Annotated in this window: 22 protein-coding genes; 11 read left to right on the top strand and 11 right to left on the bottom strand. The window is 67.1% G+C overall.

The genetic code is table 11. From position 1 onward, the window contains the following. Positions 1–28 precede the first annotated feature (28 nt). The 3 genes from WD430_RS02260 to WD430_RS02250 all read right to left on the bottom strand — a co-directional run bounded on the left by WD430_RS02260 (position 29) and on the right by WD430_RS02250 (position 2579). Positions 29–1174 carry an FAD-dependent monooxygenase gene (locus WD430_RS02260; protein WP_339104412.1) on the bottom strand — a complete coding sequence of 382 codons (1146 nt, stop codon included), beginning with the start codon at positions 1172–1174 and terminating at the stop codon, positions 29–31. Positions 1175–1374: 200 nt separating this feature from the next. After that, complete coding sequence (locus tag WD430_RS02255) at positions 1375–1572, bottom strand: hypothetical protein (protein WP_049914111.1); 198 nt, start codon at positions 1570–1572, stop codon at positions 1375–1377. 341 nt (positions 1573–1913) lie between these two features. Further along, a complete protein-coding gene (locus tag WD430_RS02250) occupies positions 1914–2579 on the bottom strand; it encodes a MaoC family dehydratase (protein WP_339104411.1) in 666 nt (221 codons plus the stop codon). 300 nt (positions 2580–2879) lie between these two features. On the opposite strand from WD430_RS02250, the gene WD430_RS02245 reads away from it, so the two are divergent. After that, entirely contained in the window at positions 2880–3668 is a 789-nt protein-coding gene (locus tag WD430_RS02245) for a DUF2092 domain-containing protein (RefSeq protein WP_339104410.1), read from the top strand. A gap of 27 nt (positions 3669–3695) precedes the next feature. On the opposite strand, the gene WD430_RS02240 is transcribed toward WD430_RS02245, so the two are convergent. From WD430_RS02240 to WD430_RS02230, 3 genes are all read right to left on the bottom strand, one after another. Beyond that, positions 3696–4625, bottom strand: a complete 930-nt coding sequence (locus WD430_RS02240) for a mechanosensitive ion channel family protein (RefSeq protein ID WP_339104409.1) — start codon at positions 4623–4625, stop codon at positions 3696–3698. Then, positions 4622–4870: a YhbY family RNA-binding protein gene (locus tag WD430_RS02235; RefSeq protein WP_339104408.1), complete on the bottom strand. Its 249-nt coding sequence runs from the start codon at positions 4868–4870 to the stop codon at positions 4622–4624. The genes WD430_RS02240 and WD430_RS02235 overlap by 4 nt, the downstream gene beginning before the upstream one ends. Before the next feature lie 112 nt (positions 4871–4982). Further along, the gene (locus WD430_RS02230; RefSeq protein WP_339104407.1) at positions 4983–5261 is read right to left on the bottom strand and encodes a ribonuclease P protein component 4; all 279 of its coding nucleotides are present in this window, start codon (positions 5259–5261) and stop codon (positions 4983–4985) included. A 261-nt stretch (positions 5262–5522) separates the two neighbouring features. On the opposite strand from WD430_RS02230, the gene WD430_RS02225 reads away from it, so the two are divergent. Together WD430_RS02225 and WD430_RS02220 are read left to right on the top strand one after the other, a co-directional pair. Beyond that, the gene (locus WD430_RS02225) at positions 5523–7349 is read left to right on the top strand and encodes an ABC transporter substrate-binding protein (RefSeq protein WP_339104406.1); all 1827 of its coding nucleotides are present in this window, start codon (positions 5523–5525) and stop codon (positions 7347–7349) included. Further along, entirely contained in the window at positions 7349–8197 is an 849-nt protein-coding gene (locus WD430_RS02220; RefSeq protein WP_339104405.1) for a phosphatase PAP2 family protein, read from the top strand. Before WD430_RS02225 ends, WD430_RS02220 begins: the two co-directional genes overlap by 1 nt. 145 nt (positions 8198–8342) lie before the next feature. Here WD430_RS02220 and WD430_RS02215 read toward each other — a convergent pair whose 3' ends face one another. After that, positions 8343–8756, bottom strand: coding sequence for a hypothetical protein (locus WD430_RS02215; RefSeq protein ID WP_339104404.1), 414 nt, complete (start codon positions 8754–8756; stop codon positions 8343–8345). 87 nt (positions 8757–8843) lie between these two features. Here WD430_RS02215 and WD430_RS02210 point away from each other — a divergent pair, with 87 nt between their 5' ends. Both WD430_RS02210 and WD430_RS02205 read left to right on the top strand, forming a co-directional pair. After that, positions 8844–9194 carry a hypothetical protein gene (locus WD430_RS02210; RefSeq protein WP_339104402.1) on the top strand — a complete coding sequence of 117 codons (351 nt, stop codon included), beginning with the start codon at positions 8844–8846 and terminating at the stop codon, positions 9192–9194. Between the two features lie 182 nt (positions 9195–9376). After that, positions 9377–10012 (top strand): hypothetical protein, encoded by a 636-nt coding sequence (locus tag WD430_RS02205; RefSeq protein ID WP_339104401.1) that lies wholly within the window; start codon positions 9377–9379, stop codon positions 10010–10012. A gap of 357 nt (positions 10013–10369) precedes the next feature. On the opposite strand, the gene WD430_RS02200 is transcribed toward WD430_RS02205, so the two are convergent. Next, the gene (locus WD430_RS02200; RefSeq protein WP_339104400.1) at positions 10370–11125 is read right to left on the bottom strand and encodes a DUF2797 domain-containing protein; all 756 of its coding nucleotides are present in this window, start codon (positions 11123–11125) and stop codon (positions 10370–10372) included. Positions 11126–11396: 271 nt separating this feature from the next. Between WD430_RS02200 and WD430_RS02195 the strand changes: the two genes are divergently transcribed. From WD430_RS02195 to WD430_RS02175, 5 genes are all read left to right on the top strand, one after another. Continuing rightward, positions 11397–13580 carry an alkaline phosphatase D family protein gene (locus WD430_RS02195; protein WP_339104399.1) on the top strand — a complete coding sequence of 728 codons (2184 nt, stop codon included), beginning with the start codon at positions 11397–11399 and terminating at the stop codon, positions 13578–13580. A gap of 127 nt (positions 13581–13707) precedes the next feature. Further along, the gene (locus WD430_RS02190; RefSeq protein WP_339104398.1) at positions 13708–14067 is read left to right on the top strand and encodes a BsuPI-related putative proteinase inhibitor; all 360 of its coding nucleotides are present in this window, start codon (positions 13708–13710) and stop codon (positions 14065–14067) included. A 133-nt stretch (positions 14068–14200) separates the two neighbouring features. After that, positions 14201–15100 carry a CbiX/SirB N-terminal domain-containing protein gene (locus WD430_RS02185; protein WP_339104397.1) on the top strand — a complete coding sequence of 300 codons (900 nt, stop codon included), beginning with the start codon at positions 14201–14203 and terminating at the stop codon, positions 15098–15100. Positions 15101–15102: 2 nt separating this feature from the next. Then, the gene (locus WD430_RS02180; RefSeq protein WP_339104396.1) at positions 15103–16269 is read left to right on the top strand and encodes a DR2241 family protein; all 1167 of its coding nucleotides are present in this window, start codon (positions 15103–15105) and stop codon (positions 16267–16269) included. Positions 16270–16463: 194 nt separating this feature from the next. After that, entirely contained in the window at positions 16464–16586 is a 123-nt protein-coding gene (locus tag WD430_RS02175; RefSeq protein WP_339104395.1) for a hypothetical protein, read from the top strand. Positions 16587–16631: 45 nt separating this feature from the next. Here WD430_RS02175 and WD430_RS02170 read toward each other — a convergent pair whose 3' ends face one another. The 3 genes from WD430_RS02170 to WD430_RS02160 form a co-directional block, all read right to left on the bottom strand. Continuing rightward, positions 16632–17213: a hypothetical protein gene (locus WD430_RS02170; protein ID WP_339104394.1), complete on the bottom strand. Its 582-nt coding sequence runs from the start codon at positions 17211–17213 to the stop codon at positions 16632–16634. Between the two features lie 16 nt (positions 17214–17229). Then, entirely contained in the window at positions 17230–17430 is a 201-nt protein-coding gene (locus WD430_RS02165) for a methytransferase partner Trm112 (protein ID WP_339104393.1), read from the bottom strand. A gap of 83 nt (positions 17431–17513) precedes the next feature. Further along, entirely contained in the window at positions 17514–18893 is a 1380-nt protein-coding gene (locus WD430_RS02160; protein ID WP_339104392.1) for an adenylosuccinate synthase, read from the bottom strand. A 356-nt stretch (positions 18894–19249) separates the two neighbouring features. Between WD430_RS02160 and WD430_RS02155 the strand changes: the two genes are divergently transcribed. Beyond that, positions 19250–19555: a hypothetical protein gene (locus tag WD430_RS02155; protein WP_008892687.1), complete on the top strand. Its 306-nt coding sequence runs from the start codon at positions 19250–19252 to the stop codon at positions 19553–19555. Positions 19556–19691 lie beyond the last annotated feature (136 nt).

Raw genomic sequence — 19691 nt, 5'->3', positions numbered from 1 at the left:
GCGGTGACTCGAGGACGAGCACCGCCGCTCAGCGCGCGAGGTTCAACCGCTCGTCGCCCATCCGTCGCCCGCGAGCCACGAGTCGCTCCCCGTACTCGGTGCGGGCGTCGTTCCACGTCGACAGCGCCGACTCCAGCGAGTCGCGGCGCTCGAGGTCCCGCTCGAGCGCGACGGCGTCGCCGGCGGCCTTCGCGGTCCCGGCGGCGGTGTGCGGTCGAGCCACGAACGCGGCGTCGCCGAGCAAGCAGACGCGGTCGACGACCATCTCGGGGCTCGTCAGGTCGAAGATCGCCTGGACGAACGGCGCCGGCGTCGCTTCCACGACGGTCGCGAACACGGGCGGCAGGACGTCTCGCGCGCGCTCGAGTTGTCGATCCCAGACCGGACCGCGAAGCGAACCGGGCGGGACCGTGATCTCCCGCACGGTGCCCGTCGCGTCGGTGAAGACGGCGGATCGATCCCGACCCTCGAGCGTGTCGTACCAGACCCAGTTGAGCCGCCGCTCGCCGGGCGCGGTTCCGCCGTCGTCGCCGGGGATGAAGTAGGCCAGCATCAACAGGCGGGGTCCCTGAAAGAAGACGAAGGCGTCGTCGAATCGGTCCGCCACGTCGGATGCCAGATCGGACTCGTCGATCACGCCGCGCCAGGCCACGTAGCTCGCGAACTCGGGGCCGACGCCGGGGAACAGTTGTCGACGCGTCGCGGACTGGCCGCCCTCGGCGACGACCAGCAGGTCGGCGTCGCGGTCCGTCCCGTCCGCGAACTCCGCGGTCGCCGTCCCGGGATCGACGCCGACGACTTCCCGTCCCATCCGATACCGGTCGTCGGGAAACGCGTCTCGCAGCCGCCGATACACGGCGTCCCACGACGCGAACACCATCGAGTCGGGACGCGACGTTTCGACGTCGCCGTCACGCGCGAGAAACCGTCGCTCGCTCGAGGCCGTCGTGATCGCTTCGGGATCGGCGATATCGCGACGCTCGAGGAACCGGCGCACGTTCTCCTGGGCGACGATCCCGGCCCCGCGTCCGCGGAGGTCGCCCGTCGACCGCTCGTAGACCGTCGGCTCGTGGCCCGCCTCCTCGAGGGCGAGGGCGGCGAAGAGCCCGCCCATCGAGCCGCCGGAGACGGTCACCGACAGCGAGTCCGTCGAGCGCCGGCCGCGTCGAGACACGCCCGATTCTCACGGAGCGACGGGCGAAAGGGCTTCGGCTGCGACGGACGGGAGAGACGAGGGTCTCAACGCGGTCGCGACTATCGATACGCTCTCGATGTGGACCGTCTCCTCGCGAAAAACCGGTCACTGCGGGCGATCCGCTACCGTCGTGATCCGTCGTCCGCGCGGTACCGTTTTCCGTTCCAGTTCGGATCGGTTCAGTCCGACGGCGGGGCGGCCGTCGGCGCGGTGTCCTCCGACGGTGCGATCCGACGGAAGTCGCCGTCACCGCAGGTGCACTCTTCCGAGACACCGATCGGTCTGATCGTGCCGTCCGGCTGCTGTTCGGAGACGAACACCGATTCACAGGACCGACACACTGCGACGATTCTCGTCCCGGATTCTGACCTGCTCATCGAGTACGAAAACGGGCCGGTGGTGCATCATCATTGCTCCAAGTTATTTTGGCTCTGTCCGACATCGGAGACTCGAAGCGGCCGAAAGAGGGATCGAGACGAACTCTCGAGGCGATATCGGAAAATCAGATAGCTGGGGCGTCGCGACGAGAACAGGTATCGCTCCGGAACGTTGTAGATCCCGTCGCTACCGGTCTCCGGTGCCACCGCTGGATGCTCCCGTCGCCGCTCGCGTCCGGAGTCGCCGCCGGTTCCTCGAAGTGGTGCCGGCTCCGGGGCTACGCGGCGGTACCGCTGCCGCGACGGTCCCGTGTGTCGAACGAGTCGAACGCGAGAACGGCTCAGGCGTCGGGCTGCTCGTCGATGACGACGACCGCCTCGCCGTCGATGACCGTCGTTCCGTCGGCGTTCTCGACGGTCGTGTGCAGGCGGTAGCGGGTATCGCCCAGTTCCTCGACGATCTCGCAGGCGGCGGTGACGGTCTCACCGATCTCGACGGGGGCCTGGAACTCGAGGTCCTGCGAGAGGTAGACCGTCAGTCCGGGGAACCGGGCCAGGGCGGCGCTGATCGTCCCGGCGACGAGCGTGCCGTGGGCGATCCGGCCGCCGAACTGGGTCTGGGAGGCGAACTCGTCAGCGAGGTGCAGGCGGTTCGTGTCGCCCGAGACCTGTGCGAACGCGGAGACGTCCGTCTCGTCGATCGGTTTCGTGAACCGGACGTAGTCGCCGACGCCGAGGTCGCCGTAGCTGTCGGTCGATCGCTCCATGACCCACGCGTCGTCGCTGTACGCGACTTCGACGACCGGTGCCTCGCCGGTCCCCGGCTCGCCGTCCGCGGTCGGCCCCTCGGCGTCCGACGACGAGGTCAGGCCCATCGCGGCGAGGACGGCGTTGTTCGCCTCGACGTAGCTGTTGACGACGTGTTTCGAAACGCTCGACCACTGCTGGTTCGGCGTTCCCGTTACCGTGCTATCGGTGGCGTCGGAGTCCGGACAGTTACTGCTCATAGGTTCTCGAATGTATGGGTCCAGTCGGCGTATCGGCTCGGCCCAGTCGGTTGTTCTGACTGCTGACTCTTTGCAGCATCGCCAAATCACATTGGGGGTCTCGGACGTATTGTACGCGGGCGCTGACAGTCGCGAAACCGGATCGTTTCGCGGCCGGTCGTCGATTCCGCGGCCGGAGCGCGATAGCTAACGGTTCGGTCGCTACCGATTCGTCCGCTACCGACTCCGCCGCCGGACGGCCGCCGCTCGCCTCCGACCGGATGGAAAAGCTTAGGCCCGTGCTTGGGAGTGACTGATCACATGGAATCCCGTCGAGCCGCGGCCGTTCTCGGTGTGCTCGTGCTGGTCCTCACGAGCGGCTGCGTCGCCGTCGCACCGCCCACGAACGACCCCGAGCCCGAGGCCCTCTTCGAATCGGCGTTCGTCTACGGCGAGGACCTCGAGGACGTCACCGGAGAGGTCACGGTGACGGTGAACGGCACCAACGGCACGAGTACCGAGCGGCTTCGCGTCGCCGAACGACCGTACGTCGATTACCGGGACGAGGTCCTCGAGTCGACGACCCCCGGCCGAGTGGGCGACCAGTACGTCTCGAACGCGTCGATGACGTGGTGGTACTACCCGCAGTCGGGGATGGCACAGTACGTCGAGCAGGACGAACCCTTCGACAGCGACGCGGTGCGCGCCGATCGCGCCGAGCGAGCCGACGAGTACCTCCAGTGGTACGATCTCGAGTATCAGGGGACCGAGGAGATCGCCGACCGCGAGGCCCACGTGCTCGACGTCGAGGCGAAAGCGGAGGCCGTCGAACGCGGCATCTCGCTTCTCGTCGGCGATACCGAATACGTCTACGCGGTCGAGACGGTGGAGTCGCCCGACGATCTCACTATCGTCGAGCAGAAGATCTGGATCGACACCGAGTACGACTACCCGCTGAAGGAACGACTGGTCTACGAGGGCCCGAACGGTGAGCGCCACGAGTTGGTCCACCAGTACGAAACGGTCTCGTTCAACGAGGGGCTCGAGGACGAGACGTTCACGTTCGAGCCGCCGGAAGACGCCGTCGTCCAGGAACTCCCGTCGGAGTAGCGTCAGTCCGTTTTCGAGCCGGTTCGCCTACTCGGCCGGCTGACCGATGCTTTGCCGTTCCTCGAGTCGGAGGCCGCCCTCGAGCGTGCGGACCGGGTAGGGGATGTCGATCCCCTCCTCGTCGAAGCGCCGCTTGACCGCGGTGACGTACTCGCCGCGCGTTCGAACGAAGTCCGCTCGAGACGGGTTCGCGATCCAGAACCGCGACTGGAGGCCGACGTCGGAGTCGCCCAGCTCCGTCAGTCGGACGGAGGGCGCGGGGTCGTCCATGATGTCGGGGTGACGTTCGGCCTCGTCGACGATGATCTCGGTCGCCCGTTCGATGTCGTCGTCGTAGCCGATCCCGAAGACGAACTTCAGTCGGAGCTTGTCGGCGTCGACCGGGTTCTTGAGCACGTCGTCGGTGAGCGCCGAGTTCGGCACCGTCAGCAGTTCGTTATCGAACGTCCGCACGCGAGTCACGCGGAGGCTGATGTCCTCGACGACGCCGGCGTAGTCGCCGTTGTCCCACTCGATCCAGTCGCCGATCCGGAACGGCCTGTCGGTGTAGATGAACACGCCCGCGACGAAGTTCGAGATCACGTTCTGCATCGCGAGGCCGATCGCGAGCGCCCCGGCCGCCGCGATGCCGGCCATCGACACGAGGAAGTTGCCGAAACCGGCGAAGCCGAAGGCGACGGCGAGTCCGAAAAAGAGCACGCCGAACCGCGACAGCATCAACAGCGGGTTCTTGGCGTGTTCGTCGAGGCCCCGCCTGTCGAGGGCCCGTCGGATCAGCGGCAAGACGACCGTGCGACCGACGAGCCAGATAGCGACGATGGCGACCGCGAACCGGAGAACGCTCGCCGCGCTCGCCGCCACGGCCCCGTTGGCGATTCCCGTCTCCTCGAGCGTGCGACCGATCGGACCCAGCCCGTTCTGGCCGGGAACAGGGGTGAGACCGATCGCGGGACTCATCGATAGAACACTGCGGTGTGCCCGCGCGTCTCGATTAGTTCGGCGTCGACGCGGTCGGCGAGGTCCGCCGCCTTCTCGTCGGTCGAACTGCCGGCGCGGGCCGCGCGGAGGAGCTTGACTTTCACGAGATCGCGATCGGTGAGCTGGTCGTCGAGTTCGTCGACGACCGAGTCGATGCCGCTCTTCCCGACCCAGACGGTGACGTCGAGATCGTGTGCCTGCTGTTTGAGCTCTTGTGTATCCATAACCCTCCGTAACCATCCGAGCCGTTTGAATCTTCTCGAATCGGAACTCCACGGGCTGTGGACACTCTCGAACTCCGACCGAACGCGACGCGGTGTCGACTTCTGCGGGGGATCACTCTCCGTACGGATACCGCGTGTGAGCCCCGCAGTCGCAGGTGATCGCGACGTGACCGTCCCGCAGTCGAACGCGAGCGTTCCGTCCGGGCCGGAGATACGCGTCGCAGCGATCGCAGGTGAAGCGTCGGAACTCCCGCGGCAGCGCGAGCCGGTTCCGTTCCGCCACGCGGCGCGCGAGGCGGACGTAGTAGCGGGCCCGGTCGTGTTCGTCGTCGGTGGCCGCCGCTCGAGCCAGTTCGTGGAGGCGCTCGATCCGTTCGGCGGCGACGTCCATACCGTCTCTTTCGGCGGTTCGCCTATTGATGTTGCGTTCTCGCAGTCGGCGGTCCCGGACGACCGCGACCGCCGTCCGGGTTCGCGTCGTCGGCCCGAACTCGATCCGTCGCTCTGAGCGCATACTGCGTCATAAATTGCCACACAACGCATCGTTCAGCCGGAAATACGGCCGATTGGAAAAGTTTTTGACCGTGCCCCATAGCCGATTGTAGTACGCAATATTGTTATATATCAACAGCAAAGAGGTGTAATAGACTGAATGAATCGTAATCCAACCGATTCCGTCGACGGCGTCGACCGACGCTCCGTCCTGGCTGCGGGCGCAGCCGGGGTCTCGCTCTCCCTGAGCGGATGTATCGATACGGTCCGACGCGTCGTCGATCGGGACGGTAACGACCAATTGTCGCTCTCCATCGTGACGGTCCCCGCAGACGCCAATCGGGAAAGCATCCGGATCGCCTATCACCTCGAGTCGCACCTCGAGGCGATGGGCGTCGACGTCTCCCTCAAGGTGCGTTCGCGCTCCGACTTCCTCAAAGCGATCCTGATCGACCACGATTTCGACATCTACGTCGGTCAGCATCCCGCCGATTACGATCCGGACTTCCTCTACGAAGCCCTCCACTCCACGTACGCCAACGAGGCCGGCTGGCAGAACCCCTTCGGGTTCGACAGTATGGCCTTCGACACCCTCCTGGAGGATCAGCGCCGGGCCGACGGTGAGCAGCGAAGGCAACGCATGACGAACGTTCTTCGGGCGCTCGCGGACGAGAAGCCGTTCGATCCGATCTGTCGCCCCGCCGAGTACCGGGTCGCTAACACCACCCGCTTCGACGGCTGGGGCGAGGGCCACCTCGCGACTCGACGCGGCTATCTCGGCCTCGAACCGGACACCGGCGTCGAGCGATTAAAGGCGCTCGTGACCGACGCTCGGCCGTCGGAAAACATCAATCCGATCTCGGCGACGGTCCGGGAGCGGGGGACGGTCATCGACCTGCTGTACGACTCGCTGGGTACCGTCGTCGACGGCGAGGTCCTGCCGTGGCTCGCGGAGTCGTGGGAGTGGGTGACCGACGCCGAGACGGGCGAGACGAAAAGCGAGAAGACCGCCGAACCGACCCGGGAGACGACGACCGCACGAGTCTCGCTCCGCGAGAACTGTCGGTTCCACGACGGCGAACCCGTTACCGCGGACGACGTCGAGTTCACCTATCAGTTCTTCCAGGACACCGTGCTCGGCCACGCGGCGTTTCCGTCGCCGCCGCCCCGCTACCGCGGCCACGCGAGCGCGATCGACGAGATCGAGACCGAGGACGAGTACACGCTCCGGATCACCGCTGGCGCAGGCGAGGACGTCTGCAAACGCGCGTTCACCGTGCCGATCCTCCCCCGGCACATCTGGCGAGCGGAACTCGAGGACCGTCTCGGCGACTCTCAGGAGTTCACGGCACCACAGGGGGAGTGGGGCCTGGTTACCAGCGACTCGGTCGACCCGACCGGGAGCGGCCCCTACCAGTTCAAGAGCCAGTCCGAACGAAACCACCTCACCCTCGAGCGGTTCGACGATCACTTCACGCTGCGCGAGGACGTCGAGGGGGACCACCTCCTCGCACCGCTCGTCGAGGAACTCCGGTTTATCGTCGATCCCGGCAGTCCGTCCTCGATCTCGCGAGTCGCGAGCGGCAACGCGGACGTCACGTCGTCGATGCTCGCGGCGTACTCGCTCGGTGACATTCCCGAGGACGACCCCGACGTCGAGCGCCTCGAGTCGCCCTCGTGGACGTTCTACCATATCGGGTTCAACGCGCGGGTGCCGCCGTGTAGCAACCTCCACTTCCGACGCGCGGTCTGTCGGCTGATCGACAAGGAGTGGGTCGCCAGCGAGGTCTTCGGCGGTCACGCGGACCCGCTCGTGGCGCCGGTGACCGAGGAGTGGACGCCCGACGACCTCGCGTGGGACGGTGCGGACCCAGAGACGCCGTTCGCCGGCACTGACGGGACGCTCAACGTCAACGCGGCGCGCGACGCGTTCCAGGCGGCCGGCTACTACACTGACGACGAGAATCGACTGCAGGGGCGATACTGATGTTAGCCGAGGTACTGACGCAAGTGGCGATCGTCGTCGGGCTCGTCCTCCCGATTGCGGCCGGAGTATTCATCGGCCGCGAGCGACTGTCACGGACGGTCTCGGAGTTTCGCCCGCGGCTTCGGAGGTCGGCGCCGGTCCTCGTCGTCCTCGGGGCCGTGTTGCTGTTCAACCGGTATATGCGGCAAAACGAGACGAATCTCGGCTTCTATATGACCGGGACGATCCGCTCGATCGAGGGCGAGTTCGTCCTGATCTTCCAGGACATCGCCACGCCGCTGCTCAACGAGTACTTCACGGCGAGCTACATCTACGGCTACACGTTCCTGCTGCTCTTCCCGCCGGTGGCGTACTTCGCGCTCTCGGATACCACGATGTTCCGCCGGCTGCTGACGGCCTACTCGTTGAACTACGCGCTCGGCGTCGTCCTGTACGTGCTGGTCATCGCGTACGGGCCGCGGAACATCCTCCCCGAGTTCGTCTCCGAGACGATGCTGTACGACAACAATCCGAAGTACCAGTACCTCACCGGGGAGGTCAACCGCAACACCAACGTCTTCCCGTCGCTGCACACCTCGCTCTCCGCGACGGTCGGCATCTTCGCCTACTACACGCGCGAGGAGTATCCGAAGTGGTTCCCCGTCGCCGTCCTCATCGCGGTCAGCGTCATCATCTCGACGATGTACCTGGCGATCCACTGGGCGACCGACGTCTTCTTCGGGTTGCTCCTCGCGGTGGTCTGTGTCACCCTCGCTAACATGCTCGTCGGCCGCTGGTCGCTGGCGGACCTCCGCGACCGCCTGAACGAGGACTCGCTGGACGCGATCTCCGACCGGTTGGGACGCTGATTTCCTCTGAACACTGCGAAGCCGGATAGCGATGGCGCTGTGGCCTACCGTCCGATGCGTCGCTGGTGAACGTAGCGGACTGATCGGCACCGCAGTCGGCGCCAAAAACAACCGGAGCGTCTCGAGTCGATAGTCGGGCGTCGGCTCAGTCGTCCTCGAGCGCGTCGGCGATCCGCTTGAGCGCGCGGGTCTGGTCGCGCATCTCGTCGCGGAGCTGGCGGACTTCGCGGACGAGTTCCTCGTTGCCGACGCTCTCCTCCTCGCGACCGCCGGGGCCGCCGCCCATACCGCCGGGGCCGCCGGGACCGCCGCCCATCATTCCGCCCATCATCTGCGCGAAGGGGTTGCCGCCGCCGCCCATGCCGCCGGGACCGCCGCCTCCCCCGAACGGGCTCTCGGGTGCGTCGCCCTCACCCTCGCCCTCTTCGGCGCGTTTCTCGCGGATTTCCTCGACTCGCTCCCGGAAGGACTTCTCCTCGCCCTCGTCGCCATCGGCGTCGGGTTCGTTTTCGTCGGACATACCCTCGGATTCAGGTCCGCCGGGGAAAAGGATTGCCATGTTTTCGACTTCGACGTCGCCGATCGATCGACCGCGGTCGGCTGGTGCGTGCACAAGAGGGAACCGGTACAGTGTCGGACGTTGCCTATGGCCCCGGACGACGCCATCGCCGACCGAGAGCCGATCGTCAGCGAAGGGCGGTACGCGGTCGTCGCCGCCGACGACGCCGAGGCGGCCGACTACTGGTTCGTCACCGACGACGGCGGCCACGCGGTTCCGCTCGAGGACGCGACGCTTCACGACGCCGCGACCGTCCTCTCGCGGGCTCGAAACATGCGGACCGATCCCGAGGGGACGGGGACGGAAACGGCGTCGGGCGACGGCACCGAACTGACCTGCCACGACTGCGGCGAGACGTGGACCTACACGGGGGGCGACGAGCACGCGGCCTGCCCGAACTGCGAGACCGAGGTCCCGGTGGAGGGGATCGGCCCGTAACGACGCCGCTGCGAGCGGCGTACGGGAGTCGCGTGTCCGCTGCACGAGGCACACCGCCGGCGGTCGGACCACGAGTATCAAGGCCGAACGCTTGTAGCGGGTGTGGCCCAACGGACCGTCGTGACTGCTCCGAAATCGCTGGACGGAACCGCGGTCGACGCCGCCCCCGTCGGTGAGCGACCGTGACACCGAAACTGACCAGACGCGAGGCGGTGGCCGGAATCGGCAGTGCGGTCGCCGTCGGGAGCGCGACCGGCCTCGCGAGCGCATCGGACTCGCCCGCCGACGCGGTCATCGACCTCGAGCGCGACGGCGATACCGACTATCCGCGCTGTCTCTACCAGCCCGACGGCGACGGGGGATGGAACCCCGTGTTGCCGATCAATATCCACGCCCGCGACGCGAGCGACGGCGCGGCGCTGTCGACGGTCGAGGACGGCTTCACCGGACTCGGGAACCTCGAGTGGACGCGCGTCTTCCCCGACGCGACCGCACGGGCGTGGGACAGCGAACAGGAGGAACTCGTCCAGCCGGACCACTCGTTTCGGCACCCGCGACTGGGCGACGGGTGGAACCACGTCCACGTCTGGGAAGTCGACGACGACCGGGTCGCGATCCACAGCCACCTGGACGTCGTCGATCTCACCGCCTCGCACTTCCACCGGGGCGACCGCTACGGCGACGCGGCCGCCGAAGCCGCCGCTCACCTCGCCGGGGAGGGGTGGGAGACGGAGACGCCCTACAGCATCGAGTACGGGGTCGACGACGACCGACTCGAGCGCTGGGGCGACACCGGCGACGTGAAACTGGTCTACTAGACGAGCGTCCTCGAGTTCTTCGCCGGCAGACTACTTCTCGGCGTGCAGTGGCGCGTGCTGGACCGCGACGAGCGATAGCGAGGCGCGGTCCGAAACGCGCGAGGGATGAGCGAGCGGGGCGAGGGATGAACGAAGTGAATCCCTCGGAAGCGAACGGTGACCGGCGGGAACCGTGAGCGTAGCGAGCGAATCGGCTGGGGAGGGTGTGGCACTCCCTGTTGCCACGAGCGGCAGCGGACTCGAGAGCGATTCGGTCTCAGTGAACTCGAGTCCGGTTCGTTCCGCGTTGGATCCGAGCGCAGTCCGATCTCGAAGCGACCTCGAGAACAGCCACGGTGAACACGTCGGACGAACCGACTAGTCGAACGAGCCGAGCGAGGACTGCAGGTTCCGACTCGTCCCCCCGACCGTCATATCGTGGCCCACCAGATCGCGCATGTCGACGGCGTAGGTCGTCCCGCCGGTCTCGAGTACCAGTAGTCGCCCCTTCACGCCGACGACGGTGCCGGAGGCGATCGTCTCGCGAACTGGTTGGGTCTCGAGGCCCAGTCCGTAATCGAACTCGAACCGCTGGATGACGTCGAACTCGTCCAGCACGCCCTCCCACGCCGCGTCGTCGACAGTCGCGGCCAGCGAGGCCACCTTCGTCGGCGTCCGAACGCGATCGACCAGCCGCTCGGCGATGTCGGCCTCGAGCTCGCGGGCGATCCGGCCGTTCGAGACGGTGTGGACGTGGGCCGCCCGGTCGGCGCCCTGCTCCCGGAGACGGGTCTCGAGCCGTCTGGACTTCGTGACGCCGACCTTGAACGTGTCCGGCGCGAAGGCGGCGATATAGACGGCGTGCTCCTCGTAACAGTCCATCTCGTCCTTCAGACAGGTGCCCGTACAGCGGGCGCAGACCCACGTGCTCGTGTGAAATTCGCAGTACGGTGCCCGCGGACGGTCGCAGGCGACGTGGTCGCCCTCCTCGTCGATCGTCCCGGCGCAGTGGCGGTCGCCGAGCGCGTAGGCGAGGTCGGTGCCGGCCTCGAGCGACCGTCCCTCGACGGCGTCGCCGTCGCTCACCAGCAGCATCGATCCGCGGCCGCTCGGTTCGTAGCCGACCAGTTGCACGCCCGCGGGTTCGGGCCGGGCGCAAATAGGCGTAGCGCTCCCGGCCTCGAGCGAATCCCGTTCGCGCTCGTCGCCGAGCGGATTTGTCGCTGATCTGTCCCGAAGTCTCCCGGTCGCGACCGCAGTCGGTGTCGCTCTATACGGGTTCGTGGGACACGCGCTGACTACGTACGGGTACGGCACTGACCCCTCTCGTTCGGACCACACATACGCTAATTTATACGAAATATATAGGCTATTACCTTCATTCGATGCGGACTCTATCGCAGTCATGACGGACACACACGCTGATATGCGGGCCGAAACGGCGACGGACAATCGACGGACGTTTCTGCAGACGATCGGGCTGGCGGCGACCGCGACCGGACTGGTGGGAACCGCGGCGGGGGAATCGGATTCGGACGAATCGACGACCGACGGAAGCGACGCGGACCTCGTATCGATCTCGCACGGCGTCGCGGTCGGCGACGTCACCGCCACGACGGCGGTCGTCTGGGCGCGAGCGGCCGACGAGGCGACGATCCACGTCGCGTACAGTCCCGATCAGTCGTTCGACCGCGTCGGATACGATCGGACGACCGTCGACGCCGAGACCGACAACACCGGCCAGCTCCGACTCGAGGGACTCGAGTCGAACACCCGCTACCGGTATCACGTCTGGGCCACGGCGGGGGAGACCGCCTACCGGCTGCAGGACGATCGGCGGGGCGACTCGAAGGGACGCGGACCGAAACGGTCCGATCGGGACGACGACCACCCCGGGAAGGGCCGCGGGCCGCGGAAGCGACCGGGCGAGGGCGATCGCGACGACGGCGGTTCGATCGACGACGCGATCCCCGAGGCGGTCGAGAGCGGAACGTTCGTCACGGCGCCGGCGCCCGACGACGAGGCGGCCGTCTCCTTCGCCTGGAGCGGCGACACGTGGGGGTACGGTGACGATCCCGTCGAACCGCCGTTTCCGGGCCTCGAGACGATCGCCGAGCGCGATCCGGACTTCTTCCTCTACCACGGTGACACGATCTACGCCGACGCGCTGACGCCGGCCGGCAAGATCACCGAGGACACCCCGATCGACGAGGCCCTCGAGATCTACCGCGGGAAGTACAAGGAGATGCGCGATCCGCCGTCCGAGGTCGCCGAGCGAACCAATTTGCTGGAACTGCTCGAGACCACGTCGGTGTACACCGTCTGGGACGACCACGAGGTCATCAACAACTTCGCGGGACCGATCGAGCCGCTGATGCCCGAGGGCCGGCGGGCCTTCCGCGAGTACTGGCCGCTCGACCGCGACGACGACGCCGAACCCGGCGAGTCGAACCGGTTCTACGACTCCTTCCGCTGGGGGAAACACGTCGAGCTGTTCGTCCTCGACACGCGCCAGTACCGCGACCCGAACGTCGACCTCGACTCGAAGACGCTGCTCGGGCGGGAGCAACTCGAGTGGCTGAAGGGAGCGCTCGCCGACTCCGACGCGACGTGGAAGCTCCTCGCCTCGCCGGCGCCGCTGGGCTACCCCTCCGACTCGTGGGCGACCGAGGCGGATCGGACCGGCTACGAGGCCGAACTGCTCGAGGTCGTCGAACACGTCCAGACGGAGCCGATCTCGAACCTGGTCGTCGTCGCGGGCGACGTCCACAAGTCGGTCGTGAGCGCGTACGACCCGGACGACGACGGCGAGTTCGAGTTCTTCGAGGCCGTCGCCGGTCCGCTGGGTGCACCCGCGGGCGAACCCGACGACCTCTACCCGGCGCTCAACCCGACGGAGTTCTTCGCGAAGGGCGAGTACCGGAACTTCGCCACCGTCGACGTCGACGAGTCGGGCGAGACGCTGACGATCGGCGTCTACGACGAGCACGGGACCGAGCAGTTCGAGAAGACGATTCGCACGGACGATATCGACGCCGCGGCGGATCCCGAGCGACCGGACCGCATCGAGAGCGCCTTCGACGATGACGCCGAGGGGTGGCTCGTCTCCCAGAACGGCGGGAGCAACCGACCGGTCTACTACGGGAGCGGCGGCAACTCCGGCGGCCACATCGGCGACGCGGAGAACCAGGGCGGCGTCGCCTGGTACTATCAGGCGCCGTTCGAGTACCTCGGCGATCGCGAAGCGTTCTACGGCGGGACGCTCTCGTTCGACCTCCGACAGGAGCCGACCGACCGGCAGTTCGACGCCGAGCCCGTCGAGGGCGGCGACGTCCTGCTGCAGAGCGGCGACCTGAAACTCGTCTACGAGTTCCGCGGCGTCGACGACAACCCCGGCGAGGAGTGGACGTCCTACGAGGTGCCGCTGTCGGCCGACGCGACGTGGATCGACGTGACGAGTTCGGAGCCGCTGGCCACCGAGGAGCGGTTCCGCGAGGTCCTCGCCGACCTCGAGGTGCTTCGCATCCGCGGCGAGTACCGCTCCGGCGACGACACCAGTTACCTCGACAACGTCGTCCTGACGAAGTAGGCCACTCGACCGGCCTCGAGTCGCTCGTCGACACAGCCGGCTTCGAGTCGGTCGATTCCTCGACGCGACCGGTGACCGGCCGCGTCGCGAGCGAAGAGCTATCCCGCCCACCCCCTAATCAGTGGGTATGACACTCGAGGGGACGCTCGAAGCGGACGTATCGACGGGCGACGACGGCTCGAGACCGGACGCCGTCGCGTTCGCGTTCACCGTCACCAACGCGGGCTCCGTGCCTGTCGAACTGCAGTTCTCAGACATGTGCAAGGCGGAGTTCGTCGTTCGCGACGGCGACCGGGAGGTGTGGCGCTTTACTGAGGGGCGGATGTTCGCCCAGATGCTCAGTCGGGACGCGCTCGCGCCCGCCGAGTCGTCGACCTACCAGGCCGAGTGGGAGCGGCCGCGGGCGGGCGAGTACACCGTCACCGCCGAGCTGCGAGCGCGAGAGGCCTCCTGCGAGGCGCGAACGTCGATCGTCGTCCCGGAGTGATCGATCGCTCCCTCGACTGGCTTCTTCTTTCTGAAATCAGTTTTCCCAACTATGCAACTCTCGTTCGCGTTTCGGAGTAGAACTATTGGCCTTCTCCATAGGGTATAAATCGGTTCCGTCCGAACGGTCGCCCATGCAAGCGCTGGTCATCGCGGCGCACGGCTCGCACCTGAACCCCGACGCCTCGGACCCCACCTACGCCCACGCGGACACCGTCCGCGAGACGGGCGCGTTCGACGAGGTCCGCGAGGCGTTCTGGAAGGAGGAACCGCACTTCCGCGAGGTGATCCGGACCCTCGAGTCCGACGAAGTGTTCGTCGTCCCGCTCTTCATCAGCGAGGGCTACTTCACCGAGCAGGTCATCCCCCGAGAGCTCCGCCTCGAGGAGTGGGACCCCGACAAGTGGGACTCCGACGGAACGAGCGCCTCGCAGGTCACCCTCGAGGCCGAGGACGTCGGCAAGACGATCCACTACTGCGGTCCCGTCGGCACCCACGACGCGATGACGGACGTGATCGTCCAGCGCGCCGAGTCCGTCACCGAAGACCCGAACGTCGGCGACGGGTTCGGCCTCGCGGTCGTCGGCCACGGCACCGAGCGCAACGAGAACTCCGCGAAGGCCATCGAGTACCACACCGAGCGCATCCGCGAGATGGACCGGTTCGACGAGGCGAAGGCGCTGTTCATGGACGAGGAGCCCGAGGTCGACGACGTCACCGACTATTTCGAGACCGAGGACATCGTCGTCGTGCCGCTGTTCATCGCCGACGGCTATCACACCCAGGAGGACATCCCCGAGGACATGGGGCTGACCGAGGACTACCGCCTCGGCTGGGAGGTCCCGGCCGATGTCGACGGCCACCGGATCTGGTACGCCGGCGCCGTCGGCACGGAGGGGCTGATGGCCGACGTCATCTTAGAGCGCGCGGCCGACGCCGGCGCCGATATCGGCGACGCGGTGGCGGCCGTCCGCGAGGAACTCAGCCTCGAGACCGGGGCCGACCTCGAACCGAGCGCGGAGCCGGGTGACTGATCGTGACGACGGCACCGAACCACGTCGAGGCGCTGCTCGAGGCGGTCGACGACGGCGGCGCAGTCGCCTTCGACGGCCTCCGGATCGAGCGCGCCGAGGACGGCTACGCGCTCGAGACGCCCGACGAGGAGTGGACCGGTCTCGACGCCGACGACCTCGCGGACGCCCTCGAGCCGCTTTCCGACTACGTCACGAACTGGCGCTACTGGCAGCGGGCCGTCGGCGGCGAGGGGACCGCCCGCCGGGCGTTCCTCCGGTGGTGCGAACGGGCGCCGCTCGCGGACGTCGACGGCGATGACGGTGACGCGGAGACCGGCGCTCACCCGTCGGTCGATGAACCGCTGTCCGTCCCCGAGCGCTACGCGGCCCTGCGTGAAGGGCTCGACCGCGAGTGGGGCCAGCTGTGTCTCACCGCCCGACTCGTCGACGACGCCGACGACGATCCCGCCGGCGAGCGCGTCTACGACCTGTGGCACGTCGACGACGCCGACAGCGACCTCACCCAGCTCGAGGTCTACGACGACCCGCGCGACGCCCGCGAGATCTCGACCTACGACGAGGACGGTCGCTATCGGCCGCTGAAGACGGCACCGACGCTCCCCTCGGGATGGGCCTTCACCGGTCTCTCCGGCGGAGAGCTCGTCGAGACGGTCGAGTTCTTCTATCCTGCGACGGTCGCCAACTGGCACCGCGAACTGCGAGGGACGCTGGACGTCGACCACTGGAGCGAGACCGCCGAGCGCCAGACGGGCATCTACGACGTCTTAGACGAGATGCCCCGCGAGGCCGTCGAGTGGATGGCCGAGGCCTGCTGCGTCGACTCGCAGTGTCTGCGCCGACGCGAGTGGGAGTTCGACGAGGACGAGGCGCTCGACGTCGACGGCGGCGACGGACCGTTCCCCTGCCGGGAGCCCTGTTCGCTGGTCGTCGCCGCCGCCCGCAAGTGGACCATCCTCGAGTCCGAGGACGAACACACCTACGAACTCGAGTTGACCACCAGCGAGTACAACCAGCTCGCGGAGCTGATCGACGCCGTCGCCGAGGGACGGACCGACGAGATCCGCGAGGCCGACGTCAACGACGGCGCGAACCGCTTCCGGGCGCGCTACCTGCGGGCCAAGCGGTTCGACGAGGAGGGTGACCTCGAGGCGCGACGGGTCGACGACTGAGCGTCGTTGCGAACCGAACGGCGATACTCGAGTCGTATCGAACCACGGCGGAGATACTGGAGTACGAGCTGTCGGGACTGCCGCGGAGTCAGAAAGCGATCGACGAGGAGGCGATCCGGACGGAATCGTACAGTGAGGCGGGCGTCACCTGGGACTCCCTGCCGAGCCGGACGTGAATCACGATAGGGTTCCGGATGGTGATCCAGCTGATCGCTCGCCACGTCGGCCGCGATCCGACGGTCGCTCGCGAGACCACGTTCGAGACGCCGAGTCGGTACGACGATACGATCTATCGCTCGCGGGTGACCGTCGAGTAACGGGGTTTCGAGTCCGCGAGTGAGTTCCGATCGACGAGAACCGTCCTACCGCGCTAACAGCAACAGCGCCGCGACGACGCCCGCGACGACGATCACGGCGCCGGCGGTGGCCACGGGACCGCCGATCGCGGCCGCGGTCAGCGTGCCGATTCCGACGGCGACGAGGCCGAGGACGCCGATCGCGAGCGTCCCCGGATCGAGTCCGCTCGTGGCCAGAACCCGGTCGAGGGCCGTCGGTGACGGACTCGAGTCCCCGCGTCCGGGTTCGGCGAGTGATTCGTCGACGTCGACCGCGGCCGGGACGGGGGCGACGGTGACGGGAACGGCGACGGATTCGGACCCGTATCCGATCAGCACCTCGAGCGCGCCGTCGATCGGCTCGTCGATCGCCTCGGCGGAGACGCTGACGGGAACGATCGTCTCGCCGCCCCCCTCGACGTAGTAGTTCGGCGTCTCGAGCGCGGCGATTCGCTGGAGGTCGCCGTCCAGCCGGCAGTGGACGTGCGCGGGGGAGCCGTGACTCACCAGACGCAAGTCGAACGAGCCGCGCGTCGCGACGCTGTCGACGCTCGGTTCGAGCGAGTCGGTCGAGCCGCGGTTGACGTGGACGGTGACTTCCTGAGACACGGGTGAATCTGACCGATCAGGCCGGCGTCTCTTCGCGCATGTCCGGCGGCAGCAGGTTCGGAATGCCGTCTTCGATCGGATAGCGCTCGCCACACTCGGTACAGACGAGGTCGCCGCCGATGATCTCGTCGTCGTCATCGTCGCGGTCGGCGTCCTCGAGTTCCAGATCGTGCTTGTCCAGCGGACAACAGAGGATCTCCAGCAACGACTCTTGCATAGTACGAACGGCGGCCGCCTCCAGCAAAAGGTTTCGGAAACGCGACGCGTAGCCCGGCGACCGAGCTCCGGGTCTCCGTCGCGCTACTCGTAGGGGTCCTCGACGACGACGGTCTCCTCGCGGCCGGGACCGACGCCGACGGCGTAGATGGGGACGTCGAGTTCGTCGCTGATGTACTCGAGGTAGGTCTGGGCGTTCTCGGGGATGGCGTCGTATCCCTCGTCGGCGACCTCGCTCCAGTCGACCTCGGGCCAGCCGTCGAAGGACTCGAATTTCGCCTCGCACCGACCCCACTCCTCGGTCGTCGAGGGGATCGTCCGGACCTCCTCGCCGTCGAGTTCGTAGGCGTGGCCGACCTGAACCTCGTCGAGCCCCGCGAGCACGTCGATGTGGTTGACCGCGAGACCGGTGAAGCCGTTCGCGCGGGTAGAGTGGCGGAGCATCGGGAGGTCGAGCCAGCCGACGCGGCGGGGACGGCCGGTGACGGTTCCGTACTCGCCGCCCTCGTCGCGGATGTACGTCGCGAGGTCCTCGTTTCGGCCCTCGGTCTCCTCGTCGTAGCCGGGCGTGTCACCGACGACGCCGCCGAGTTCGGTCGGCAGCGGACCGCTCCCGACGCGCGTGAGGTAGGCCTTGACGATTCCGATAATCTCCCCGTCGCCGACGACGCCGGGACCGAGTCCCGTCCCCGTCGCGGCGCCGCCCGCCGTCGGGTTCGACGACGTGACGTACGGGTAGTTGCCGTGGTCGATGTCGATGAGCGTCCCCTGTGCGCCCTCGAACATGACGTTCTGTCCGTCGGCGATGGCGTCCGAGAGGAACGCGCCGGCGTTGACGGTCATGTTCTCCTCCTCGAGGCGGCGGCCGAAGTCGCGGAACTCCTCGAAGAGTGCGTCCACGTCGAACGCGTCGGGGTCGTCGAGGTCGTCGACGTCGATGTCGTAGACCTCCTCGACGAGCGCGCGCTTCTGCGGGACGACGTACTCGAGTCGCTCGCGGAGCACGTCGGGGTCCAGCAGGTCCCCGATACGGACGCCGCGGCGCCCGGCCTTGTCCTCGTAGGTCGGTCCGATGCCGCGACCGGTCGTCCCGACCTCCTGGTCGGACTCGCTCTTCACGTCCTCCTCGAGGCCGTCGAGGACGCGGTGGAACGGCAGGATGGCGTGGGCGCGCTCCGCGATGCGGACGTCGGGATCGAGCCCCTTCTCTCGAAGCGTGTTCAGTTCGTCGAACAGCGTTCGCAGATTGACGACGCAGCCGTTGCCGAGGACGCCGACCTTGCCCCGGACGGCGCCCGACGGCACGAGCGATAGCTTGTACTCCTCACCGTCGTGAACGACGGTGTGGCCTGCGTTGTCGCCGCCCTGATACCGGGCGACGACGTCAGCGGGGTCGCCGTAGACGTCGACGACTCCGCCCTTGCCTTCGTCGCCGAGTTGCGACCCGACGATAGTGACGGTCATAACAGCGGCGGGTTCTTGCCGGGCCGATAAACAGATTACGGTATTGGCAGGGCTGCGCGGTGGGATATACACGGCCGTGAGGACGGACGCGGCGACGATCTGAGTTCGAACGATACGCTCTTCCCGGTGGCCACGAGACCACACCTCGTAGCCGGTCGCGCCCGATCGGGGGATCGACGTCCGATTCGAATCCGGACGCGTTGCGAACAGTCATTAACGATTTCGGGGTTTCGAGCGCAGACCCCCACCGGAACCCGAAGCGTTAACTACTGACAGGAACGATCGTTCAGTTGAGAGTGGCCTGACAGTCGCCGAGAGTAACTTTTAAAAGGTCCAAAGACAAGTTAACAAATGCCATGATAGACCGACTTGAGAAGGAAGTTGATATGCTGGAACGACATCTTCAGGTCCTGAAGATGGTCATCGAGAACGAGCCGATCGGGATCGTGAAGATGTCCAACGAGACGGGCTACCCCCACCACAAGGTCCGCTACTCCCTGCGCGTCCTCGAGGAGGAGAACCTCATCGAGCCCTCCAGCCAGGGTGCGATCAAGACCGAGCGCACCGCGGAATTCGTCGACGAGCTCGACGACAAGCTCGACGACATCATGGACAAGCTCGACGGCATGAAGATCGAAGACGTCGCCGAAATCGAAGGCTAGTCTCTCTCCACGCTCTCGATACGCGCCGCCCGAACCGTTCGAGTCGCCTCGAGGGTTCCGGAGAACCGCGTCTCGCGACGCGAGTCGCCGTCTGACTACCACGGTACGCCGGCCGCGACGGACCGACCGGTCCGGA

This window comes from Haloterrigena sp. KLK7 (assembly GCF_037914945.1).
Lineage (GTDB): Archaea > Halobacteriota > Halobacteria > Halobacteriales > Natrialbaceae > Haloterrigena > Haloterrigena salinisoli.
The sequence above is the reverse complement of the archived record's forward strand: the minus strand, read 5'-3'. Positions and strand labels throughout refer to the sequence as shown.

Coding starts and splice junctions, on each gene's coding strand:
- WD430_RS02255 (WP_049914111.1), bottom strand. CDS start 1,572: ATGAGCAGGTCAGAATCCGGGACGAGAATCGTCGCAGTGTGTCGGTCC.
- WD430_RS02250 (WP_339104411.1), bottom strand. CDS start 2,579: ATGAGCAGTAACTGTCCGGACTCCGACGCCACCGATAGCACGGTAACG.
- WD430_RS02245 (WP_339104410.1), top strand. CDS start 2,880: ATGGAATCCCGTCGAGCCGCGGCCGTTCTCGGTGTGCTCGTGCTGGTC.
- WD430_RS02240 (WP_339104409.1), bottom strand. CDS start 4,625: ATGAGTCCCGCGATCGGTCTCACCCCTGTTCCCGGCCAGAACGGGCTG.
- WD430_RS02235 (WP_339104408.1), bottom strand. CDS start 4,870: ATGGATACACAAGAGCTCAAACAGCAGGCACACGATCTCGACGTCACC.
- WD430_RS02230 (WP_339104407.1), bottom strand. CDS start 5,261: ATGGACGTCGCCGCCGAACGGATCGAGCGCCTCCACGAACTGGCTCGA.
- WD430_RS02225 (WP_339104406.1), top strand. CDS start 5,523: ATGAATCGTAATCCAACCGATTCCGTCGACGGCGTCGACCGACGCTCC.
- WD430_RS02220 (WP_339104405.1), top strand. CDS start 7,349: ATGTTAGCCGAGGTACTGACGCAAGTGGCGATCGTCGTCGGGCTCGTC.
- WD430_RS02215 (WP_339104404.1), bottom strand. CDS start 8,756: ATGGCAATCCTTTTCCCCGGCGGACCTGAATCCGAGGGTATGTCCGAC.
- WD430_RS02210 (WP_339104402.1), top strand. CDS start 8,844: ATGGCCCCGGACGACGCCATCGCCGACCGAGAGCCGATCGTCAGCGAA.
- WD430_RS02195 (WP_339104399.1), top strand. CDS start 11,397: ATGACGGACACACACGCTGATATGCGGGCCGAAACGGCGACGGACAAT.
- WD430_RS02190 (WP_339104398.1), top strand. CDS start 13,708: ATGACACTCGAGGGGACGCTCGAAGCGGACGTATCGACGGGCGACGAC.
- WD430_RS02185 (WP_339104397.1), top strand. CDS start 14,201: ATGCAAGCGCTGGTCATCGCGGCGCACGGCTCGCACCTGAACCCCGAC.
- WD430_RS02175 (WP_339104395.1), top strand. CDS start 16,464: ATGGTGATCCAGCTGATCGCTCGCCACGTCGGCCGCGATCCGACGGTC.
- WD430_RS02165 (WP_339104393.1), bottom strand. CDS start 17,430: ATGCAAGAGTCGTTGCTGGAGATCCTCTGTTGTCCGCTGGACAAGCAC.
- WD430_RS02160 (WP_339104392.1), bottom strand. CDS start 18,893: ATGACCGTCACTATCGTCGGGTCGCAACTCGGCGACGAAGGCAAGGGC.
- WD430_RS02155 (WP_008892687.1), top strand. CDS start 19,250: ATGATAGACCGACTTGAGAAGGAAGTTGATATGCTGGAACGACATCTT.